Origin of the sequence: Butyrivibrio sp. MC2013, assembly GCF_000424585.1 — a bacterium.
GTDB lineage: Bacteria > Bacillota > Clostridia > Lachnospirales > Lachnospiraceae > Butyrivibrio.
Window position 1 is genome coordinate 132,739 of sequence record NZ_AUKE01000001.1, and the last position, 18,486, is coordinate 151,224.

The following is an 18,486-nucleotide window of genomic DNA, read 5'->3' on the forward strand; positions in this document are numbered from 1 at the left end:
TCTTAAACAAGAAAACCAAAGGTATTGGAAGGCTTTTATAAATCGATTATTTGATCAGTTTCCAAGGACCCCAATATCCGCTATCTGAAGGCCTGTCTCCCTGAGTCCACCAACGGGCCTGATATGTCTTGCCCTTGTAGGTGACCAGTTCGCCGCCATAATATACGGTTTTTCGGTTCCATGCCGGAACAGAGGGCTCGGGAGCTGTCTGATCATCAGCTGCTGCTCCAGTGGAAAATTCCACGTTCTTTACCTCTAGCCTAAGCTTAGAAGATGAGGAATTGTATTCTCCGTCTATTCCGCCGCCGAAAGCATAGTAAAGAGATAATGATCCCCTGTAATCTGCGGGGATGGTCACGGTCCTTTCATAGCTGTACTGCTGCCCAGCCTTTAAGCTCACTGTATCAGCCGCCAGCTCTGCGTGATCATCACCTTCAACTTTTATGAATACCTTCTTATCAACATTTGATGTAAGAGTAGAACGGAAAGTATAGGTCTTTCCTGCTTCGTACTTTAGATCTGCAAGAGATGCCTGAGCGCCCCACATGTCGCTTCCAATGGCGCTAAGATCTGCCACAAATCCGTCTTTGGCACTATTCTTTACATCAATCTTTCCCTTGCTGCCTGCCCAGCTGCCCACTTCTCCGGTGAACGTCCCTCCGTTGTCAGCCACAAGGTCCACCTTCTTGCCATCTGAGGGCTGAGAAGGCTGAGTACCCGGATCGGATGGCTGCTGGGGATCAGAAGGAGCGGTGCTTGTCACGCGTTTATATGCGCGGACATAATCTACTTCCATGGTCGCAGGGATCTGGCTGTCATCGATGTCAAAGCCCGGCCAGTCTCCGCCTATAGCCAGATTCAGTATCACATACTGGTCAATGGAAAGAGGCGCCTTTAGAGCATTGTCCTTAAGGTCCATGGTTGAATACTTGTAGTCATCCACATACCAGGTGATCTGGTTCTCATCTCTTTCTATTCCATATGTGTGCCATTTGGTGATATCTATATAGTGCCCGTAGGTACCACCTGATGTGCTGTCATTTTCTTTTCCGGGTGTTGCTGAGGGCCAATGAGCTGAACCATAGACTATGCCCTCATCATTGATGGTTTCCAAAACATCGATCTCGCCGCATTTGGGCCACTGCTGACCATTACTGCCCATCAGCCAAAATGCAGGCCATGCGCCCATAAAACTGGGCAGCTTTATCCTGGCTTCAATTTTGCCAAGCCCCAAAGATACTTTACCTTCAGTATTTAGTCTTGCAGAGGTATATGCCATACCCTGATAGTTTTCCTTGCGTGCAGTGATCTTCAAAGTTCCACCGCTCACTGCAATGTTGTTTGGACTATCAACGTAATACTGCAGCTCATTATTCCAGCCGCCGTAACCGTTAACCTCTACATTCCAATTGTTCCTGTTGAGTGAATTTCCATCGAACTCTTCACTCCATACCAGTTCATACTGATCCGCAGCTTTTGCGCTAATTGCAGTTGCAGCTGATAACAGACCGGCTGCTGCAATGGAAAAGGTTGACAGCGCAAGCATCAACTTCATAGTTGTTTTGTTTTTCATCGCTTTAATGCTCCTATTTTTTATTGCCAATTGATGAAATGCGCGAATCACTTAACCCTATTCTTTTCTAACACTACGACTGCAGTTTTCGTGTGAACACGGGCGAAACCCCCATTCCGCCCGTGTTCACGATTTTAACATATGCTAAGGGGCAAAACAATTAGTGGTTTAGCGCAACACCTTCCCCACAAAATTGATTATTTTTAACATGTGAGTCACCCAATGACTCTTAATAGCCGTATACCGACATCTCGTAGATGGAGTAGCCGTACTGGGTAGTCCTCTGCCTGCCGTATACTCTTACGTATCTGGCGCTTACGCTGTCAAAATCTGCGATGATGCTAGCGCCATCTTTGCCATTCTCTTCTCTGTATACCTCTGACCAGTCATCGCCATTTGCAGATACTTCGATGCTGTAATCCTTGCCAGCTGCGGTTTCCCAGTCAATTGATACTGAAGAAACGTTCTTTACTTCTCCCAGGTCTGCCATGATCCACTGGTCATCAAGGCCATGGGTGCTCTCCCACCTGCTGCCTGCATTGTCATCAAAGGCATTGGCTGCGCTCTGCATCTGAGTAGATGCATCATAGCCTGTTACGTTGAGCTCTACAACTTCCTGGTCTCCGGATCCATTTCCGCCTGAACCGGAACCATTATCTCCTGAACCTGAGCCGCCACCCTGGGAACTTCCATCCTGGCCATAGATCCTGAATTCAAATATGGAATAACCGTACTGGGTAGTCCTCTGCCTGCCGTATACTCTTACGTATCTGGCGCTTACACTATCAAAGTCTGCAGTGATACTATCACCATTCTTGCCATTATCAACTCTGTATACTTCTGTCCAGTTATCACCATTTGCAGATACTTCGATGCTGTAGTCCTTGCCTGCTGCAGTTTCCCAATCTATCTCTACTGAGGATACAGTCTTTACTTCTCCCAGGTCTGCCATGATCCACTGGTCATCAAGGCCATGGGTGCTCTCCCACCTGCTGCCTGCGTTGTCATCAAAGGCATTGGCTGCGCTCTGCATCTGGGTAGATGCATCATAGCCTGTTACGTTAAGCTCTACTGCATCCTGATCACCGGAGCCGCCCAAGCCGCTTCCGCCGGAGCCTGAACCACCTGAGCCGTTGCCAGCTATGGGAGCAGGCATGGTATAGATCCTGCCATCCTCTACAGGATTGCCATTGTCTCTATATGCCTCACCTGCAGGTGTAAGAGCACCTGTTGCATATCTCCAGAGGCCGTAATTAGCATCATCAAAGTCAAAGCCTGCATAACGTACTACATAATCTCTTTCATCCAGCATAGGCATTACTGCTTCCCAGAACTCCTTGGTGCCGTTGTCGCCTGTAGCTGTTACCCACTGACCATGAGTAGAGAACTCAGTGATCCAGATAGGCTTATGATAGGTTTCCCATGTGTAATCGACTACATTGTCGATAAACCAGTCTGCCATAGCCTTGCCGCCAAAGTCCTCAGGATAGCAGTGGATAGCGATGAAGTCATAATCCATGGCAGGATCTGCGGCTACCTTGGCAGCGAAAGGCTGGAACCAGTCTGTGGAAGCCTTGGGCCAGATAGCTGATACAGGAGAACTGATGAGGATCCTGTCATCCTGACAGCCCTTGAATGCTTCGTATACTTCATCCACAGTCATGTTGCACTGATCTGTGAAATCAGGCTCATTAAAGGTCAGTACATAGTCATAACCCTGATCAACCAGTTTATTGATCCTATTCTGTGCTGCAGAAGCGCTGGTCTCTTTCCATATCATAGGTACGAATTCGGTATTGGCATACTGGCTTCCTGAGCTCTTTGTCTCAGACCAGTTGTAATACCAGCCAAGTCCCAGGGCATCAAGATCCAGGTTTTCGCCCATATCTGTTGCAAGGCCCAGGCCCTTCTTGGTCACACCAAATCTGATGGTATCTGAATCCAGAGAACTTCCATCATCAAGGATAGCTCTTATTGTAAGTGAATAGTACTGTACTCCTGTTGTGTAATACTCTGCATTTCTATCTGTTGTCTGAGCTACTTCTTTGCCATTTACATATACCAGGTAATTCTTTACATTCTTGCCGGCAGGAGCATCCCAGCTGATGTTTACAAGGCCTGCGCCCACTGTCTCGTAGTGCTCAGGGCTTGTTATGTCAAAAGCGCCTTCAACCTTATCTACTCTTTCTCCCGGCTGGGGCTGGGGATCAGGATCGGGCTGATATGTTCCTTCTGTTCCATAGAGCTCAAACTCATAAATGGAATAGCCGTACTGGGTAGTTCTCTTTGTGCCGTACATCCTTACGTAGCGGGCTTCTTTACCACCAATTTCAGCTTCAAGAGTCTCGCCGCTCTTACCGTTTGTTACTGTGACAACATCTGTCCAGTTCTTGTTATCCTTGGATATCTGGATCTTATATTCTTTGCCTGCAGCTGTCTCCCATGTGATCTTAGCGCTATCTACAAGCTTTACTTCGCCAAGATCAAGAGTGATCCACTGATTGTCCTGTCCGTGAGCACTCTCCCATCGGCTGCCCATGTTATCATCAATAGCATTAGCTGCCTTCTGAAGCTCAGTGGAAGCGCTGGCAGCCACTACTGTAAGCTTGTCTCCGTAGATAGGACCGGGTACAGGTATGGAATCATCCTTTTCATATACATAATGTATTCCTGTCTTATCTGTAAAATCTTCATCAGTAGGCTGAGTGCTCCTAACTGTATGATAGGTATCTCCGTTGTTCTGATTAGGTCTTATGGTAGTCACGCCGTTTACTGCGCTTACGATACCGGGAGTGGTCATGACGCCGGGCTTTTCTCCGGTGCCTGTGCCGTTGACAATAGACTGTATACCACCGGTAACGCTTGTATTACTAAAGGTATTGATCATAGCATTCTCTACTATGACGCCGGGCTTATTAGGTATCTCCACAGCTGTATCCAGTCTGCAGTCCGCACCGTTTGTATTGATGAATACCTCATAGAGATCCAGGCCTACAGCATAGTGAGTATCTACATTATTGCCTACCTTATAGCCTGCATAGCCGTTCTTTGTACCATTGTGGCTCTTCCAGAGGTTCTGATCAGTGCAGTCATAAGGGGTCTCATACTGGTAAAAATAGCATTTGCCGCCGTTACCCAGCCACAGTGTAGAGTATTCTTCGAAATGCTCATCAAAAAGTCCGTATACTGTCACATCATCGCCGTTTACTACAATACCGTTTTTGGCCACATTTTCATTCCAGGATACGCCGTCGCCGTGATCTGCTCTCCAGATCCAGAAATGGTCACCAATAACGTCATCACTGTTGATGACAAGGCACATATCTGCTGAAGCAACGCCTGCGTATACACCGCCCACTCTAAAGAAGAGGTCAGAAAGAGTGATAGGATCAGCAGAATGGTCCCCGGCTGCATCCTCGTTACCAACCTGAAGCAGCACCTTGGAATAGGATGAAGCATCAAAGATAAGTCCGGAAATGCTGATACCGTCTGCATCCTCTACCCACATGGCAGCCTGGTCATTTTCAGGGATAATGGTAGCCATACCATAGCCCAGGACTACTGTGCCGGGATTGGTCACCCTGATAGGCTCTTCCGCATAGTAGATACCGGGAGTAAAGAGGATATTCTTGCCGGCATCAAGCTGCTTATTAATATCTGCTGCTTTGTCGCCCTCTTTTGCAACATAGAAGCTGTCAAGGCTAAGACTCTCACCCTGGCCCATATTGGTCATTGTCCAGCTGGTGCCTCTTGCATTTCTCCTGAGAGCGGGCACAAATACCTTGTATTCATCATTATCAAGGTAGAGGAAAGGCTTCTCTTTAACAGCGGGAGAATTACTAAGCTGAGTGGTCTTGCCGCCGGATGCCCAGTCTGATGTTCCATTTCCACCAAGGAGAGCATCGCCTGCAGAGAGATTACCACCTTCTACGCCCTGGAGTACAAAGTTCCAGTTAACACCGTATGCATTGCCGCCGATGCTGGAGTTTCTCATATAATACTGCTGCTGGGAATAGGAGCCTGCATCCTTCACGAATTTGCAGTCAGCAGCATAGCCGCCTGATGCCCAGCCGTACCACCAGTCAAATACGGCATTTCTCTCTACATAGAGTCTTCTGGCCGGAGCAGCCTGTGATACTGCCCACTGGAAAGCAAAATATACATCTGCATTATTATCAAGATCTATGATTGAAACGTTCTCAATTGAACGCCAGAAATTACAGGTAGCATTGTTATCTGCCAGAAATGCAGGTGTGCTGGCATTAGCAAGCTTAACCTCTGTAGGGAGCTTGCCAAGGCCTGCGATCTGTGTATAGAAGCCCACGTTCATATCCTGAGTATCTGTGTAATCTCCGGGCTTGAACATCAGCGCATATCTGCCCTTGCCAAACTGAGCCTTCTCCTGAATGTCATAGATCTCGCTGACCTTGGAATCAATGGCAGAAGCAGGATCATCATCAGAGAAAAAGATCATATTGTCGCCAAAGATCTGGCTCTCAAGAGAGATGATCTCTTCTGATACAGTAGCTGATCCGTTCTTTGCTGTTATTTTGTAGTAGTTGGAATACTTTGATCTGTTAGGAGAAGTATCTGTATAAGATGTCCCTGATACATCAGCAAGATAGCTGTAATTACCAAATCTTGAAGATGCTCTTTCAATGCGATAGGAACTAGCCCCGTTTACCTTCTGCCAGCTAAGCTTCATGCCTGCAGAGGAATAGCTGATCGACGCCTGTGATGCGCCTGCCGCCTCTGCCTGAAGACTCACAGGCAGCTTACTGCCAGCCGGCATTCCGGTCAGCAGCAGTGATGCAGCTATGATGGCTGCACCGATCTTACCCAAAAACCGTTTCATAATAGTACCTTCCTTTCTTACTCCTTCTTTGGTTACCTTTTTTATTGGCACCACCCCTAACGAATAATCCCCGTCGTGTTTCCATATCAACTGGTATAGAAACTTTTTCATCATTGTAGGAGCTTGTAAAGGTTGAAACAAGGTTTTTGGGTGTAATCTTGCATTTGTCATACTAAATATGAAAATAATACACCATGCACCTGCGGCTTATTTTCAAATTCCATTAGCGATTCTTGATCACTACTTTCTTTCCGGAAAAAGCCATGCCAAATCTGATTATTTTATCAACGCCTTCTTTAGCCATCTCCATATCATAATTATTCTGATCAATTTGATCCAAGGCATCATCAGCAAGCTTATCCAACGCTTTTTCCGTAAGCGATCTTTCCCATTTCACTTCGATTATCACTCCGGCATTTCTTCTATTTCTGGGAAACATACAAATATCATATCTTCCATCACCGGATTCACGATTAGATCTTATTTTGTAATCGTTATCCATCAATGCTATGAGACCCAGGAGCAATCCGTGATAAAAGCCTTCTGCACCGGTATCAAAAAAGCTCACCGTTTTAAGCATATATTCTCTTATATAATCCTGTAATTTCAAAATATCATTAGCATAAATGCTTTCCGCTATTCTATTAGCTGTCGTTTGAGTAATAGTGCCCATTTGTGAAAAATATGAAAGTATCTCACTTTTAAATACAGCGTTGATTTCCTTATTTGGTATAGTGATCTCACATAGATAGCTCCCATCATCCCAAAGTTCCTTTTTTTCAGCTTTGAGATATCCTGCCACCATCAGAAGACTGTAAATATTCTCAGGATTGTCTGTAAGCGATCTGTAAGCTGTCGTCTGATTCAATTTGGCAATAACTTTTTCGCCCTGCATAAGCAGGTAGAGCTTTTGCGAAATATCATCAGAAGCCACTTTCATCACATCCTCAAGTATCTCATTTTTACCTGTATTAGCCCAATATGCCCCAGGCTGGCATCCTTTAGAGATATAGTTTATGACCGACCAAGGATTGTATATTCCTTTCTCTCCAAAAAGATAACCATCATACCATTCCTTAAGCTCAGTTTCCTTGTTTGATATTCCATAATATGACATCATGTCATGTACTTCATCATCAGTAAATCCAAAATAGCTGTCATATTCTTTATCAAATATCGTATTTACTGAGAGATTATTCATTCCACTAAAAATACTTTCCTGTGAAATCCTCAGAATACCCGTCAAAAAACCATAGGTCAGATATTTATTATCTTTGAACGCACCGGAAAAGAAATTACGCATAAACCCAATGATCTCATCATAATAATCCGACGCATAGCCTTCCTGTATGGGAGTGTCATATTCATCTATTATTATTATGGGACTTATTCCATGATGAACAAAAAGCATTCTCGAAAGATTTTCCAGTGCTGATGAAAGTTCAACTTCACCAGCTTCTCCATTAACAACTTTTAAATAAAAAGCTTTTTCGAATGGCTGAAGCTTTGAACTTGTAGATAGTTCATAATGTCTTCCAAACTCAACCTGCAATAAGGAAGCAATCTTAGATAACGTATCTTGAAAAGAATCAAATTTCACATCCTTAAAAGTCAAAAATACAACAGGATATTTACCTTGATGTCTCCTATAATCATCGCCGCATCTCCATATCGCCTTGTCCCTAAAGTAAACGCTTGTGTCATTTTCGGAGATTTCAAAAAATACGCGCAGCATATCCATATTTAAGGTTTTGCCAAATCTCCTTGGTCTTGTAAATAACGAAACAAGAGGTTTAGAGTCAAGAAAATCTTTTATCATAAGTGTCTTATCAACATAATAATAATCCGCTTGTGCTCTTATATAGTCAGATATTCCGATAGGTAAAGGTTTTCTTGCTGCTCGCATATAGTTCTTGGCATACTTTCCGCTGGAGATTCTTCCATCTGCAGGGCGCAAAGAGTCATCGGGAATAATCCACATTCTGCCTTTTTTATACGCACCTGATATTTTCCCTTTATTACATAAATTAACAACTGTTCTTTCACTTATACCCCATTCTTTAGCCTTTTCCTTAACTGTTTTCATAGAAAACCTCCAAGATTTTTCCTGTTAAGTAAATTATATGCGTTATTCGGCAATATATCAAATAAATAATGACATCTTGCCGAATAACGCATGTATATTTTGCAATATAGCTATATCTTTGTCAGGCATCGAACACTAGTCATTCTGCCCCGCAAGCTTATCTATGCTGATGCAGTAATCTGAAAAGCCACTTTCCTGGGACACATACATGGTATAGGTCTCGCCTCCCCTGGCATCATCAAAAGTCAGATTTTCACCGTTGTTACAATAATCATAGGCAACACGTTCTCCCAGATGATCATATATACTGATACCAACATTGGCATCACTCATCATCCCGGATAATTCAAAGCTGTATATCCCATCTGCAGAAGGAGTAAAGCTGTAGATATTACACTGATCCCTATATTCTATACTGTCAGTCAAAAGTGTGACAGCTGATATATCACGACATTCCTTTTGCTTTCCAATGTTAATGGTATAGCTGCCATAATCCGAATACTGCCTGATCTCAAGGCTGTAGCTGTCATTTGGCGTCATGTCGTATACAGTCACGCCTTCACCGTTGTTGCTAATGCCGTCATAAGCAAGCCTCTCTCCAAGAGAGTTATATATATACATACCGAAGCCTGTCCCGGCATATACTTCTGAGAGTTCAAACCTGTAGGTCCCTGCATATGGAACAGTGAAAAAGTATCTGTTGACCTGGTCGCTATATTCTATGCTATCTGTCAGACTAGTGCATGATGTTATGTCCATTGGCACCTTAGGATATCCAATAGCCAAAGAATATGAGCCAAAGTCGTCTCTCTGAGATACCCTGACCTCATAGCTCTCTCCTGCCTGCACATCATACAGGGTCAGGCCCCCTCTGGCGAAAATATTATAATCATAAGAGACCTTATAGCCCAGAGAATCATATACCTCAAGATCCAGGGACAATTCTGCCCTGATATCGTCTATGTCTATCCTGTATTCGCCGTTTGCCGGAGCAGATATCTGATAGATATCCACCTGACCCTCGTATGTGATATCACCCTGATAGCGATCGATCCTGGTCCCTTCAGCAGCAAGATCAGAGCGCAGAATGGGATCTATACTAAGGAAATGTTCTTCCTGTGCATCTGCCACTATTGCAGAATCCACTGTTGCCTCCACATCTATGACGCCTATATCAGACTGATCATCCCCAGAAGTGGTCGTAGCCACAGGCTCCTCAGCTATAGCTTCATCTGCGCCGGCTTCATTTACTTCAACTGCGGATTTTTCTTCATCCGCAGGTGAGTCTTCTATATCGCTGGCTTTTGCCGAATGTGGCAGCGGATCATCTGGTATATCACGATCGCGTGAGGGAATGATCTGTTCAATACGGTTAGCGGCGGCACTTGCAACCACTTCAAATCTCTGCCATAAATAGTCAAAAGACCAGCTATTAAGCATAGAACAGATCAAAATGCCCATAAGAATAAGTCCTATGATCAGTACGTTCTTACGGGAAAGGAATCTGTCAATGTGCTTTAGGATGCTGCTATCCGGAAAAACCTTGGACAGCTTACCAACCAGATAATTTACCACAATTGCGCTAATGATAAACAAAAAAGTGCAGAAAAAAATAGACATGCAGAGACACCTCCCCTCAAGAAGTCAAAATGCGCCTTGTATATTGTATCAGAATTATAATCATACAAGTAGTATAAAAAGCACATAATGCAGAACATGGACCACATCTGAAGATTGGTATTGTAAAAGATTTTTTTATATAAAATTTATGCTCCGCTCTCATAAGAGACCGGAGCATGTTTTACAGTCAAATACCTGCATGTCTGACGTTTAGTTCGCAAAATGCAAACATCAACGAATAAGATTACCACCTGAATAATAATCTCAGGATTTTAGACACCAATTTCACCACAGTTTTGATCACTCTTCTTACAATAACCTGCATGGGAGGAACTACAGGCTTTGCAGGTTCCTGAGGCTTGTCCTCTTCTGCGTCATCTCCTGTGTTTTCATCAGAGGGCGTATCTTCATTATGATCATCTTCATTTTCTGAAGGATTTCCTGAATCTTCACCGCTGCCTGTACCGGTTCCCGGATCTGTTTCACTACCGGTCTCTGTATCACTGCCTGTTTCTGATCCTCCTTCACCCGGAGTGGGATCATCTGTATTATCACCATCTACAGGCTCTGTGACCTCTCCCTGATCATCACCGCCGTTATCACCTGTACCGCTTTCATCCTCGTCAGTTATATCTATGAGGGTGATGTCATCGATATAGATATCATGCTTATCTGTGATCCTCTTGCCATCTACAGATCCCATGGTGATGCCAAATCGGCAATAATCATCTGAAGGGTAATCCATAGTGAATTCAGAACTGATAGTCTGCCAATCAGGTCCTATCTCTACAGAGCCGGTATTACTGTAATTCTGCCAGCTTCCTTCATATTCCTGAACACAATAGGAAACAGCCCTTTCTATGCTGGACTTTGCCTTGAAGGACAGTCTGTATTTTCTGCCATTTTCCAGGCGCACACCATCCTGGATCAGCTGGATATACCAGGGATTGGAGCCGTCATCCATAGTATCCTCGATAGAGATAATGAATGTATTATCAGTCTCATCAGTGTCTGCTATTACATAAGAAGCATTAATGGGAGCCTGTACATATGCATAGTAGCCGGTCATGCCAAGGTCAAAAGAGCCATTCCTTATCAGCGCGCCATCGCTTAGCCTGATGTCATCAAGATAGTATGTCCCCGGCTTATTAAATATGATCTCCAAATAGGACTCTTCCCTTGAATTATCATTATTAAATGTCAGTTTTGAAGAATATTTCTTGCTTTCACCAGTGACTTCAGGCCTGTATTCTTTGCCGGATACCCTTAGGAGGATACCATCAGAGGGCGCCTCTCCTTCAGTCCTTGCAGTAAATGAGAGTTCGTAAGTGCCTTTTACAAGAGGGGAAAGAGCGCTCTGAGATAGCTTAATCTCCCCTGCGCCATCAGGAACCACAACCTTTAGTTCTCTCTTATTATCACTATTGGTCACTGATATCTGTTCCTTATCAGCGTCACTGTATTCCCAATATCCCAGTCTCTTGTCACCCTGGTCAAAAGAGCCATTGTAGATATAGTTGCCGTCTGCCCTGACTTCTTTTACCAGCTGCTCTATGACCTCTTCTCCGGACTTATGGATGATCCTGACATTAGAAATAGTCACAGGCGCTGTAGAGGGCTGTTTTCCCAGGTTGAATTCCACGCAGCCGTTGGCATCAGTCTTGTCATTCATTACAAAATCAATTGTATAGGTCTTCTTATCTGTTCCTATCCTGACAGTCTCATCCTGCAAATATCTGATCCACTGCCTGTCGGGACCGTCCACATCAACTACGATATCACGCTCCATAGTGGAATAAGCGTCAAAGCTAAGCTCATATTCCCAGCCCTTATACATGGGGATATGCTCCTGCTTTAGCTGGATCGAGTACAATTGAGATCCCGCCGATGAAGGAGTGATGGTGATACCTTCGGAGCCTGTTACATAGCTTGCTCCGTAAGCATCGCTTTCTACGTGGAATTTCCAATTATCCTTGTCTGCCGAAGCAGATCCGTCTATGCCTATATCATTTGTAAAATTGCTATTGATAACATAATTACCGGACTCATCAGCTTTTCTAAATCTGTCAGGATCCCTCTGGGGGCTGACCGCTTCATTTTCCAGTCTCTCATACTCTTCCTGAGACTTCTGATATACCCTGACATAGTCAATATCAAATGCAGCATCGTTCATAGCCTCTTTGACTTCATCCGTAGGATAGCCTACCCAGCTTCCTCCCACTGCCAGATTCAGGATCAGATAAAAATCCTGATCAAAGGGCGCAGGATATGTCAGCTGATCATCATCACCGCTTCCGGTATACCAGTCATTTGTTGTATATACCTCCTGTCCATCAACATACCAGGTCATTTTCCCGGGATCCCAGTCCAGAGTAAAAATATGGAAATCATCTGAATAATCCAAAGAAGCGCTATCAAGTGTGTATGTTCCCTGATTCTGCTTGTGACCTGAGCCCTGATCATAGCCATAATGAACTGTATGATATGACCTGGATGTATCCTGCCCCATGACTTCCATGATGTCTACTTCACCGCATTTGGGCCACTGACCATAGAAGCTCTCATTTGTAGCCATCAGCCAAAAAGCCGGAAGATAGCCTTGTCCTTTGGGTACCCTGGCCCTGGTCTCAAAACGTCCGTACTTAAAATCATGCTTGCCCTGAGTGGATATGCGGCCTGAAGTGATCTCTCCATCAAGGCTGACCTCTCCACCATCAGCATCTTCTTCAAGATTCCCCCCTGCTATGTGAGGCCTGATCCTGAGCATACCATCATGGACCTCGATATTACCTTCGTCAAGGGATGTGTATCTTTGCAGCTCTGCATTTACCCATCCTGCTTCATGGGTCTCCACATTCCAGTCCCCAAGATCAAGACCATCCCCGTCAAAGTCATCTTCCCAGACCAGCGTATAAGCATCCGGACTTTGCAGTTCATTATCCGACACCGTTTCTCCCTCTTCAGCAGCAAGAGCAGCAAAAGGGAGCATAGCCATAGCGGCGCTAGCTGTTGTCATAGACAAAGCTGCCACCAACGCTCTTCTAACATAACCCTTTACCATAGTTTCCCTCCAATATGAAATACATAAGCATCGTGCAACATAATAGTCTTTTAAAAACTGTCACTATATAAAAAGAGGGGATAAAATAGCATATTCATGACCTGAAATGATATAATCAGTACACGAATGTGTTAGAAAGTATTATAAAAAAGAAATAAAAATCCAAGATACCAGCTTGAAATACGGGATGGATTTATACAGAAACACCAAGAAAGCGACAGATATTTATGATCAATAATGAATGGGTAAAAGCAGACTTTTTGGATTCAGAGGAAGAATTCATCCACAGGGATCCTTCTGATGAAATGTACTTCTACAGGAATGTAGCTGCAGGAGATATAGATGCTGTCAGTATCAATCTGAGGCAGCGCAAGTTCATGGATGTAGAGGGTGTGGGCACACTCTCCAGAGATCCCATACTCAACAGGAAATACCACTTTGTGGTAACAGCAGGACTCATATCCAGGATATGTATAGAAAACGGCATGGAGACAGAGCTGTCATTTCGTCTCAGCGACTACTATATAGGCAAACTGGATGACCTGTTTGATGAGGAAGAGATAGAAATATTGCATGACGAAATGGCCATGGATTACGCCCGAAGAATGCAGCTTCTAAGGCAAAGCTCCACCTACTCCAGGCCCGTTTCGGAATGCATGAATTATATCTACGGACATATTAATGACAGGATAACCATCGAGGATCTGGCCAGGGCCACAGGCTGCTCTGACAGCTATATCTCCAGACTCTTCAAGCGAGAGGTAGGCATAGCCGCAAGCGAATACATCAGAAAAGTCAAAATAGACAAAGCCAAAAACCTGCTTCGCTTCAGTGATTTCTCCATGGTAGATATAGCCTCATATCTGGCCTTCTCATCCCAGAGCCACTTCATAAAGCTCTTCTATAAAGAGACCAATATGACACCCAAAAAGTACCGAAGCAAATACTTCGGTACACATTGGAAGGGGAGTATGTGAGGTATTTACAAAGCGCCAGTGGGAAATGGCTTTCTCTCGCATTTCCCATTTCCCACTTCATCAAGATAATCTGTAGGAATAAGCCAGCTGTTTCCCGTTTTTATTATGAGTCAAAATGAAACGTCACCGTGGTTTACGTTCAAATTGCATACTTGATCTTGTCCTGTACACTTATAGCTTCTCCGAGCTGCACTTCAATAAGCTTGAGCTCAGTATCTGCAATGACAGTATGCTTGGTGCCTTTAGGCATCACTACCACATCGCCCGGTGCAACCGCCCTTTCCTGGCCATCTACAATAGTCCTGCCATGACCACTAATTACAGTCCAAACCTCATCTCTATGTTCGTGACTGTGATAATTCATGGAATGTCCCGGATTAAGTGTCACCTTAATAGTCATACTGGAATTTTCCACATCTATTACCTTGAAGTCTCCCCAGGATTTCTCAGCAAATCGCACCTGCTGTACAAATCCATCTACAAAAGGCTTGATGTATGAGCTCTGCTCCTTGTCAGATACCAGAATGCCCTCAGGGGAAGCTGATATCACTACATCAGTCAGTCCCATGGCCAGTACAGGCACATCCATTTCGTTTACAATATGTACGCCCTGGCACTTATCATTCAGGTATCCCTTACCTATTATTCGTTCCTTAGTAGCCTCTGTAAGGGTATTCCAGGTACCCAGATCCTTCCACTCGCCATTAAAGTACATTACCAGAATCTATTCTTCTTTCTCATACAATAAAAGCCTAAGAAACAAGAGCACTAATGAGTGGAGTAAAAAGTCTGTATTGCTGCAAAAGCAAGAGATCCCACATTGACAATCAAGGTTATAAAAGCAATTGTAATATCTGCTCTCAAAACCGGAAACTTATCTTTATATATTTGTTCTAATACAACGGGAGAGGTAACACCTTTATTCTGTAGCTCAATCATTTCATTAAATTTCCAGTCTCTTAACAACCGATTCAGGAAGGCTTTTGATAAAGTAAACACTAACAGCATCGAAATGATACACGGAAAAATAGCGCACGCAACAAGCAACCAAAGGAAAACGCTTTGATCACTGTCAACTGGTCCCCCTAGCGTCATACAGACTAATAATTCTAAAATATAAAGCATCGCTATACTGAAAAAACCAATTGATGTTCTAGAAGCAATATGAACTAACTTGTGAAAACCATACGTATATGAAGGCTTCTCATGATTATATGCTAATTTGTCACTTATTTTTGATACATTTCTAAGAAAATATGAAAAAGTAATGCTAACGTAATAGCTATTAAAATTCAATATTGTTCCGCCAACAAATAAACATAACCCCAAAAGCGAAAAAACTCGAGTGACTGTTCCGCCTTTTGATTCAATTAATTCAATCTCAAGAAATTGAAAATAGTCCAATCTATCCATGGTAAAGACTACAAGAAATATTATACCTATCCATACCAAAATATAAACTATTTTTATAATTTTCTCTAGCATCCCCCTCTTTTTAAAACATAATGGCATCATGCTTTCTTGGACATCCTTCCAAACTTGTTTATACTCATTTGCCGAAAAATAATTATCTATTTCAGAATAATACGCACCATGTTTTAAACACAAATATAACCACACCTGAACAATAATAATACTTACAATATATAAAGAATAATACATGATGGAGTGCTGCCAATCATCCGTCCCAAATACATAATTCTTCAAAATAATTCCTCTAAGAAGGAATACGGTCAACAAAACATATAATACAATACATACGCCATCTACCATCTTTTTTCTTTTGGTTCCCACGCCGAAAAAAGCATAAACCCTTTTCATCATTTCCATAAGCTTCTCCTCTCTTTTTTATTAGTTTTCGCGTTTATATTATGTCTGTTGCATCTGATGAGAACTTTGAAGGCAAGCTGTTTGTACAATTTGTAGCGCTTCAAACCTAAAGTCCCTCAATTTCACATGTTTCAACTGTAATCTTTCCCATTTTAATAAATCACACTATATAATCTTCTCTTTATCCTTTTTTCAGGAAAAAAACTCACTAAGCTTATTTCTTTCTTTAAACAACATGCCAACAAAGTATACAATCATTATTCCCCATCGTATAAAAACTTTATCCATAAATGCATAAAACATAATACATGTAATAGCAAAATGAATACATGGTATGAGGAATGTTTTTATTGGATAAAGAGAATTTTCAAGTTTTTTTGCATATCTTGCATGCATAATCAAGGCAACAACATATGATGCAAGTGTTGTATAAGAAGCCGCTATATAACCATATTGAGGAATAAAAATAAAATTTAAAACTATATTAGTTACAGCTGCGACAGTCGTGTTTAATGTAACAAAAACTGTCTTTTTATAATAATGCTCAATATTTACATATAATGTATAAGCAAATATCACATAATTAGCTAATACTATCGGAGGGATGATACTAATACCCTCCCAATAGTCTTGACTGGCTAATAGTTTCACCACTTCTGGCGCAACTAAAATCAAACACACCATCGCATATGTCATTACATTAACATAATCAATAGCAAGTTTATTAATCTCCTCCGGTTTGTTTTCCTTCATTTTGTGAGTGAACCAAGGAAGCCACACCCCTTCCAAAGAGGTGGTAATAACCGTAGCAATCATGGAAAAGTTGTATATCAAGCTATATATACCTGTTTGAGATGCATCAGCCATTGAAGTAATCATTATTCTATCTGATTGTGACAAGATGTTTAGTGCAATTCCATGTACGATCAATGGGGCCGAAATTGCCAAACCATATTTTAGATATTCAAAACAAAAAATATGGCTTTTTCGCAACACAAGATATACTACAATTAAACCAAACAACAAGTTGATTGCAGTTGTTGGTATAATTCGACCAAGGTACGGTTCGCTCTTGAAAAAGAATAAGATTGCGCCTATTGATACAATTACTGATATCAAATTGGGTAAAACCATTAATGCTGTTCTAAATTTATAGCGATATTGCATCATTAGGTATTGAATATAATCAGTTACTATTGCAACCCCAAAAGAATGAAGCAAACACATGCAAATTAACAGAATATTTGCATTAATATTAAATACTTTGACAATCCCAATAACTACACTAATACTGGCTACAGAGACGCCTAATGTAAACAACGTAATTGTTGCCATAAAATCGTCTATCTTTTTTTCATAATCCACGAATGCAAGACGAACGCCTATGTTCAATGCGAACCCTATAATCATAGCTATAATTCCCACCCATGAGTTATAGGTGTTTATGACTCCATAGTCATAAGAAGATAGAATCCTTGTAAAAATAGGAACCGTTAAAAAAGCTACTCCTTTATTGAAAATATTCCCAATAAAGTAATATGTTCCTGCTTTCTTATAATTTACGCCATTCATACTATTATTATCCTTGCTTGTACTCATTATTGTCAGTTATCGCCCCATAATCCAAGACTTCGTCCACCATCAACAATAATATTTTGTCCTGTTACATAGTTAGCATCTTCTGAGACAAGCCAAGCCACAGTTCCTGCAATATCGTCAGTTCTCCCGTTGTGTCCCATACAATTGATATTTGCGTACAAGGTTTTACGTCCCCGATCAAATACAGTCTGGTTAACGTATCCAGGTGATATTGCATTTACTGTTATATTGAACTTCCCTAGCTCAATCGCCAAACTTCTTGTAAAACCGATGATTCCAGCTTTGGATGCTGCATAATCAGTCATACCAGATTTCCCCTGTAGACCAACAATAGAAGACATGTTTATAATTCTTCCAAACCCATCTTGTTTCATATAAGGAAGTACCACATGTGTACATTGCATTGTCCCTATCAGGTTAATACTCAAAATTTTCTTTATAACTTCAAAGTCTTGTGATGAAAAATCAGTTGAATCCCCTCGTGCACTTCCTCCAGCGTTATTTACAAGGATATGTATACCTCCAAATTCTTTGTAAAAGTCATCTATCGCTTTTTGGAATGTGTTTCTATCAGTAACATCAGAAACGATAGGAACAGCTTTACCTCCGTTCTTTTGAATGTTATCAATAACCATGTTTATCTTTTCAATGCTTCTACCACAGACTCCTACAATTGCTCCCTCCATTGCAAGGCGAAAACAGATTGCACTACCAATTGCACCGGATCCTCCAGTAACAATTACAGTTTTATTCTTTAATCTACCTTGATCCAAAACATTTAGATCATATACTGTGCTCCCGCTTAATTCACTTTTAATCTTTTCCTTGACAGTTTTGGGAAGTAGTTTTTTTATCAGATGAATATAACTCATCACCATCTCCTAG

The 18,486-nt window shown here is 42.2% G+C and carries 10 protein-coding genes; 1 reads left to right on the forward strand and 9 read right to left on the reverse strand.

Annotated elements, in window-relative coordinates:
• Positions 1–46 precede the first annotated feature (46 nt).
• The 5 genes from G636_RS21020 to G636_RS16650 all read right to left on the reverse strand — a co-directional run bounded on the left by G636_RS21020 (position 47) and on the right by G636_RS16650 (position 13,195).
• The gene (locus G636_RS21020; protein WP_051226348.1) at positions 47–1,573 is read right to left on the reverse strand and encodes a family 16 glycosylhydrolase; all 1,527 of its coding nucleotides are present in this window, start codon (positions 1,571–1,573) and stop codon (positions 47–49) included.
• Positions 1,574–1,802: 229 nt separating this feature from the next.
• Complete coding sequence (locus G636_RS19145; RefSeq protein WP_196802991.1) at positions 1,803–6,428, reverse strand: discoidin domain-containing protein; 4,626 nt, start codon at positions 6,426–6,428, stop codon at positions 1,803–1,805.
• Positions 6,429–6,651: 223 nt separating this feature from the next.
• Positions 6,652–8,514, reverse strand: a complete 1,863-nt coding sequence (locus G636_RS0100565; protein WP_026506426.1) for an AAA family ATPase — start codon at positions 8,512–8,514, stop codon at positions 6,652–6,654.
• A gap of 135 nt (positions 8,515–8,649) precedes the next feature.
• Positions 8,650–10,134: a hypothetical protein gene (locus G636_RS0100570; RefSeq protein WP_026506427.1), complete on the reverse strand. Its 1,485-nt coding sequence runs from the start codon at positions 10,132–10,134 to the stop codon at positions 8,650–8,652.
• Positions 10,135–10,378: 244 nt separating this feature from the next.
• Positions 10,379–13,195, reverse strand: a complete 2,817-nt coding sequence (locus G636_RS16650; protein WP_051226350.1) for a carbohydrate binding domain-containing protein — start codon at positions 13,193–13,195, stop codon at positions 10,379–10,381.
• Positions 13,196–13,422: 227 nt separating this feature from the next.
• Between G636_RS16650 and G636_RS0100580 the strand changes: the two genes are divergently transcribed.
• Positions 13,423–14,172: a helix-turn-helix transcriptional regulator gene (locus G636_RS0100580; protein WP_035778348.1), complete on the forward strand. Its 750-nt coding sequence runs from the start codon at positions 13,423–13,425 to the stop codon at positions 14,170–14,172.
• A 139-nt stretch (positions 14,173–14,311) separates the two neighbouring features.
• Here the strand turns inward: G636_RS0100580 and G636_RS16655 are convergent, their stop codons facing one another.
• The 4 genes from G636_RS16655 to G636_RS0100600 form a co-directional block, all read right to left on the reverse strand.
• A complete protein-coding gene (locus tag G636_RS16655) occupies positions 14,312–14,887 on the reverse strand; it encodes a phosphomannose isomerase type II C-terminal cupin domain (protein WP_081668196.1) in 576 nt (191 codons plus the stop codon).
• Positions 14,888–14,940: 53 nt separating this feature from the next.
• Positions 14,941–16,002, reverse strand: a complete 1,062-nt coding sequence (locus tag G636_RS0100590) for a hypothetical protein (RefSeq protein WP_026506429.1) — start codon at positions 16,000–16,002, stop codon at positions 14,941–14,943.
• A gap of 192 nt (positions 16,003–16,194) precedes the next feature.
• On the reverse strand, positions 16,195–17,601 hold the full coding sequence (locus G636_RS16660) for a lipopolysaccharide biosynthesis protein (protein WP_051226351.1): 1,407 nt from the start codon (positions 17,599–17,601) through the stop codon (positions 16,195–16,197).
• Between the two features lie 5 nt (positions 17,602–17,606).
• Positions 17,607–18,473 (reverse strand): SDR family NAD(P)-dependent oxidoreductase, encoded by an 867-nt coding sequence (locus tag G636_RS0100600; protein WP_051226352.1) that lies wholly within the window; start codon positions 18,471–18,473, stop codon positions 17,607–17,609.
• Positions 18,474–18,486 lie beyond the last annotated feature (13 nt).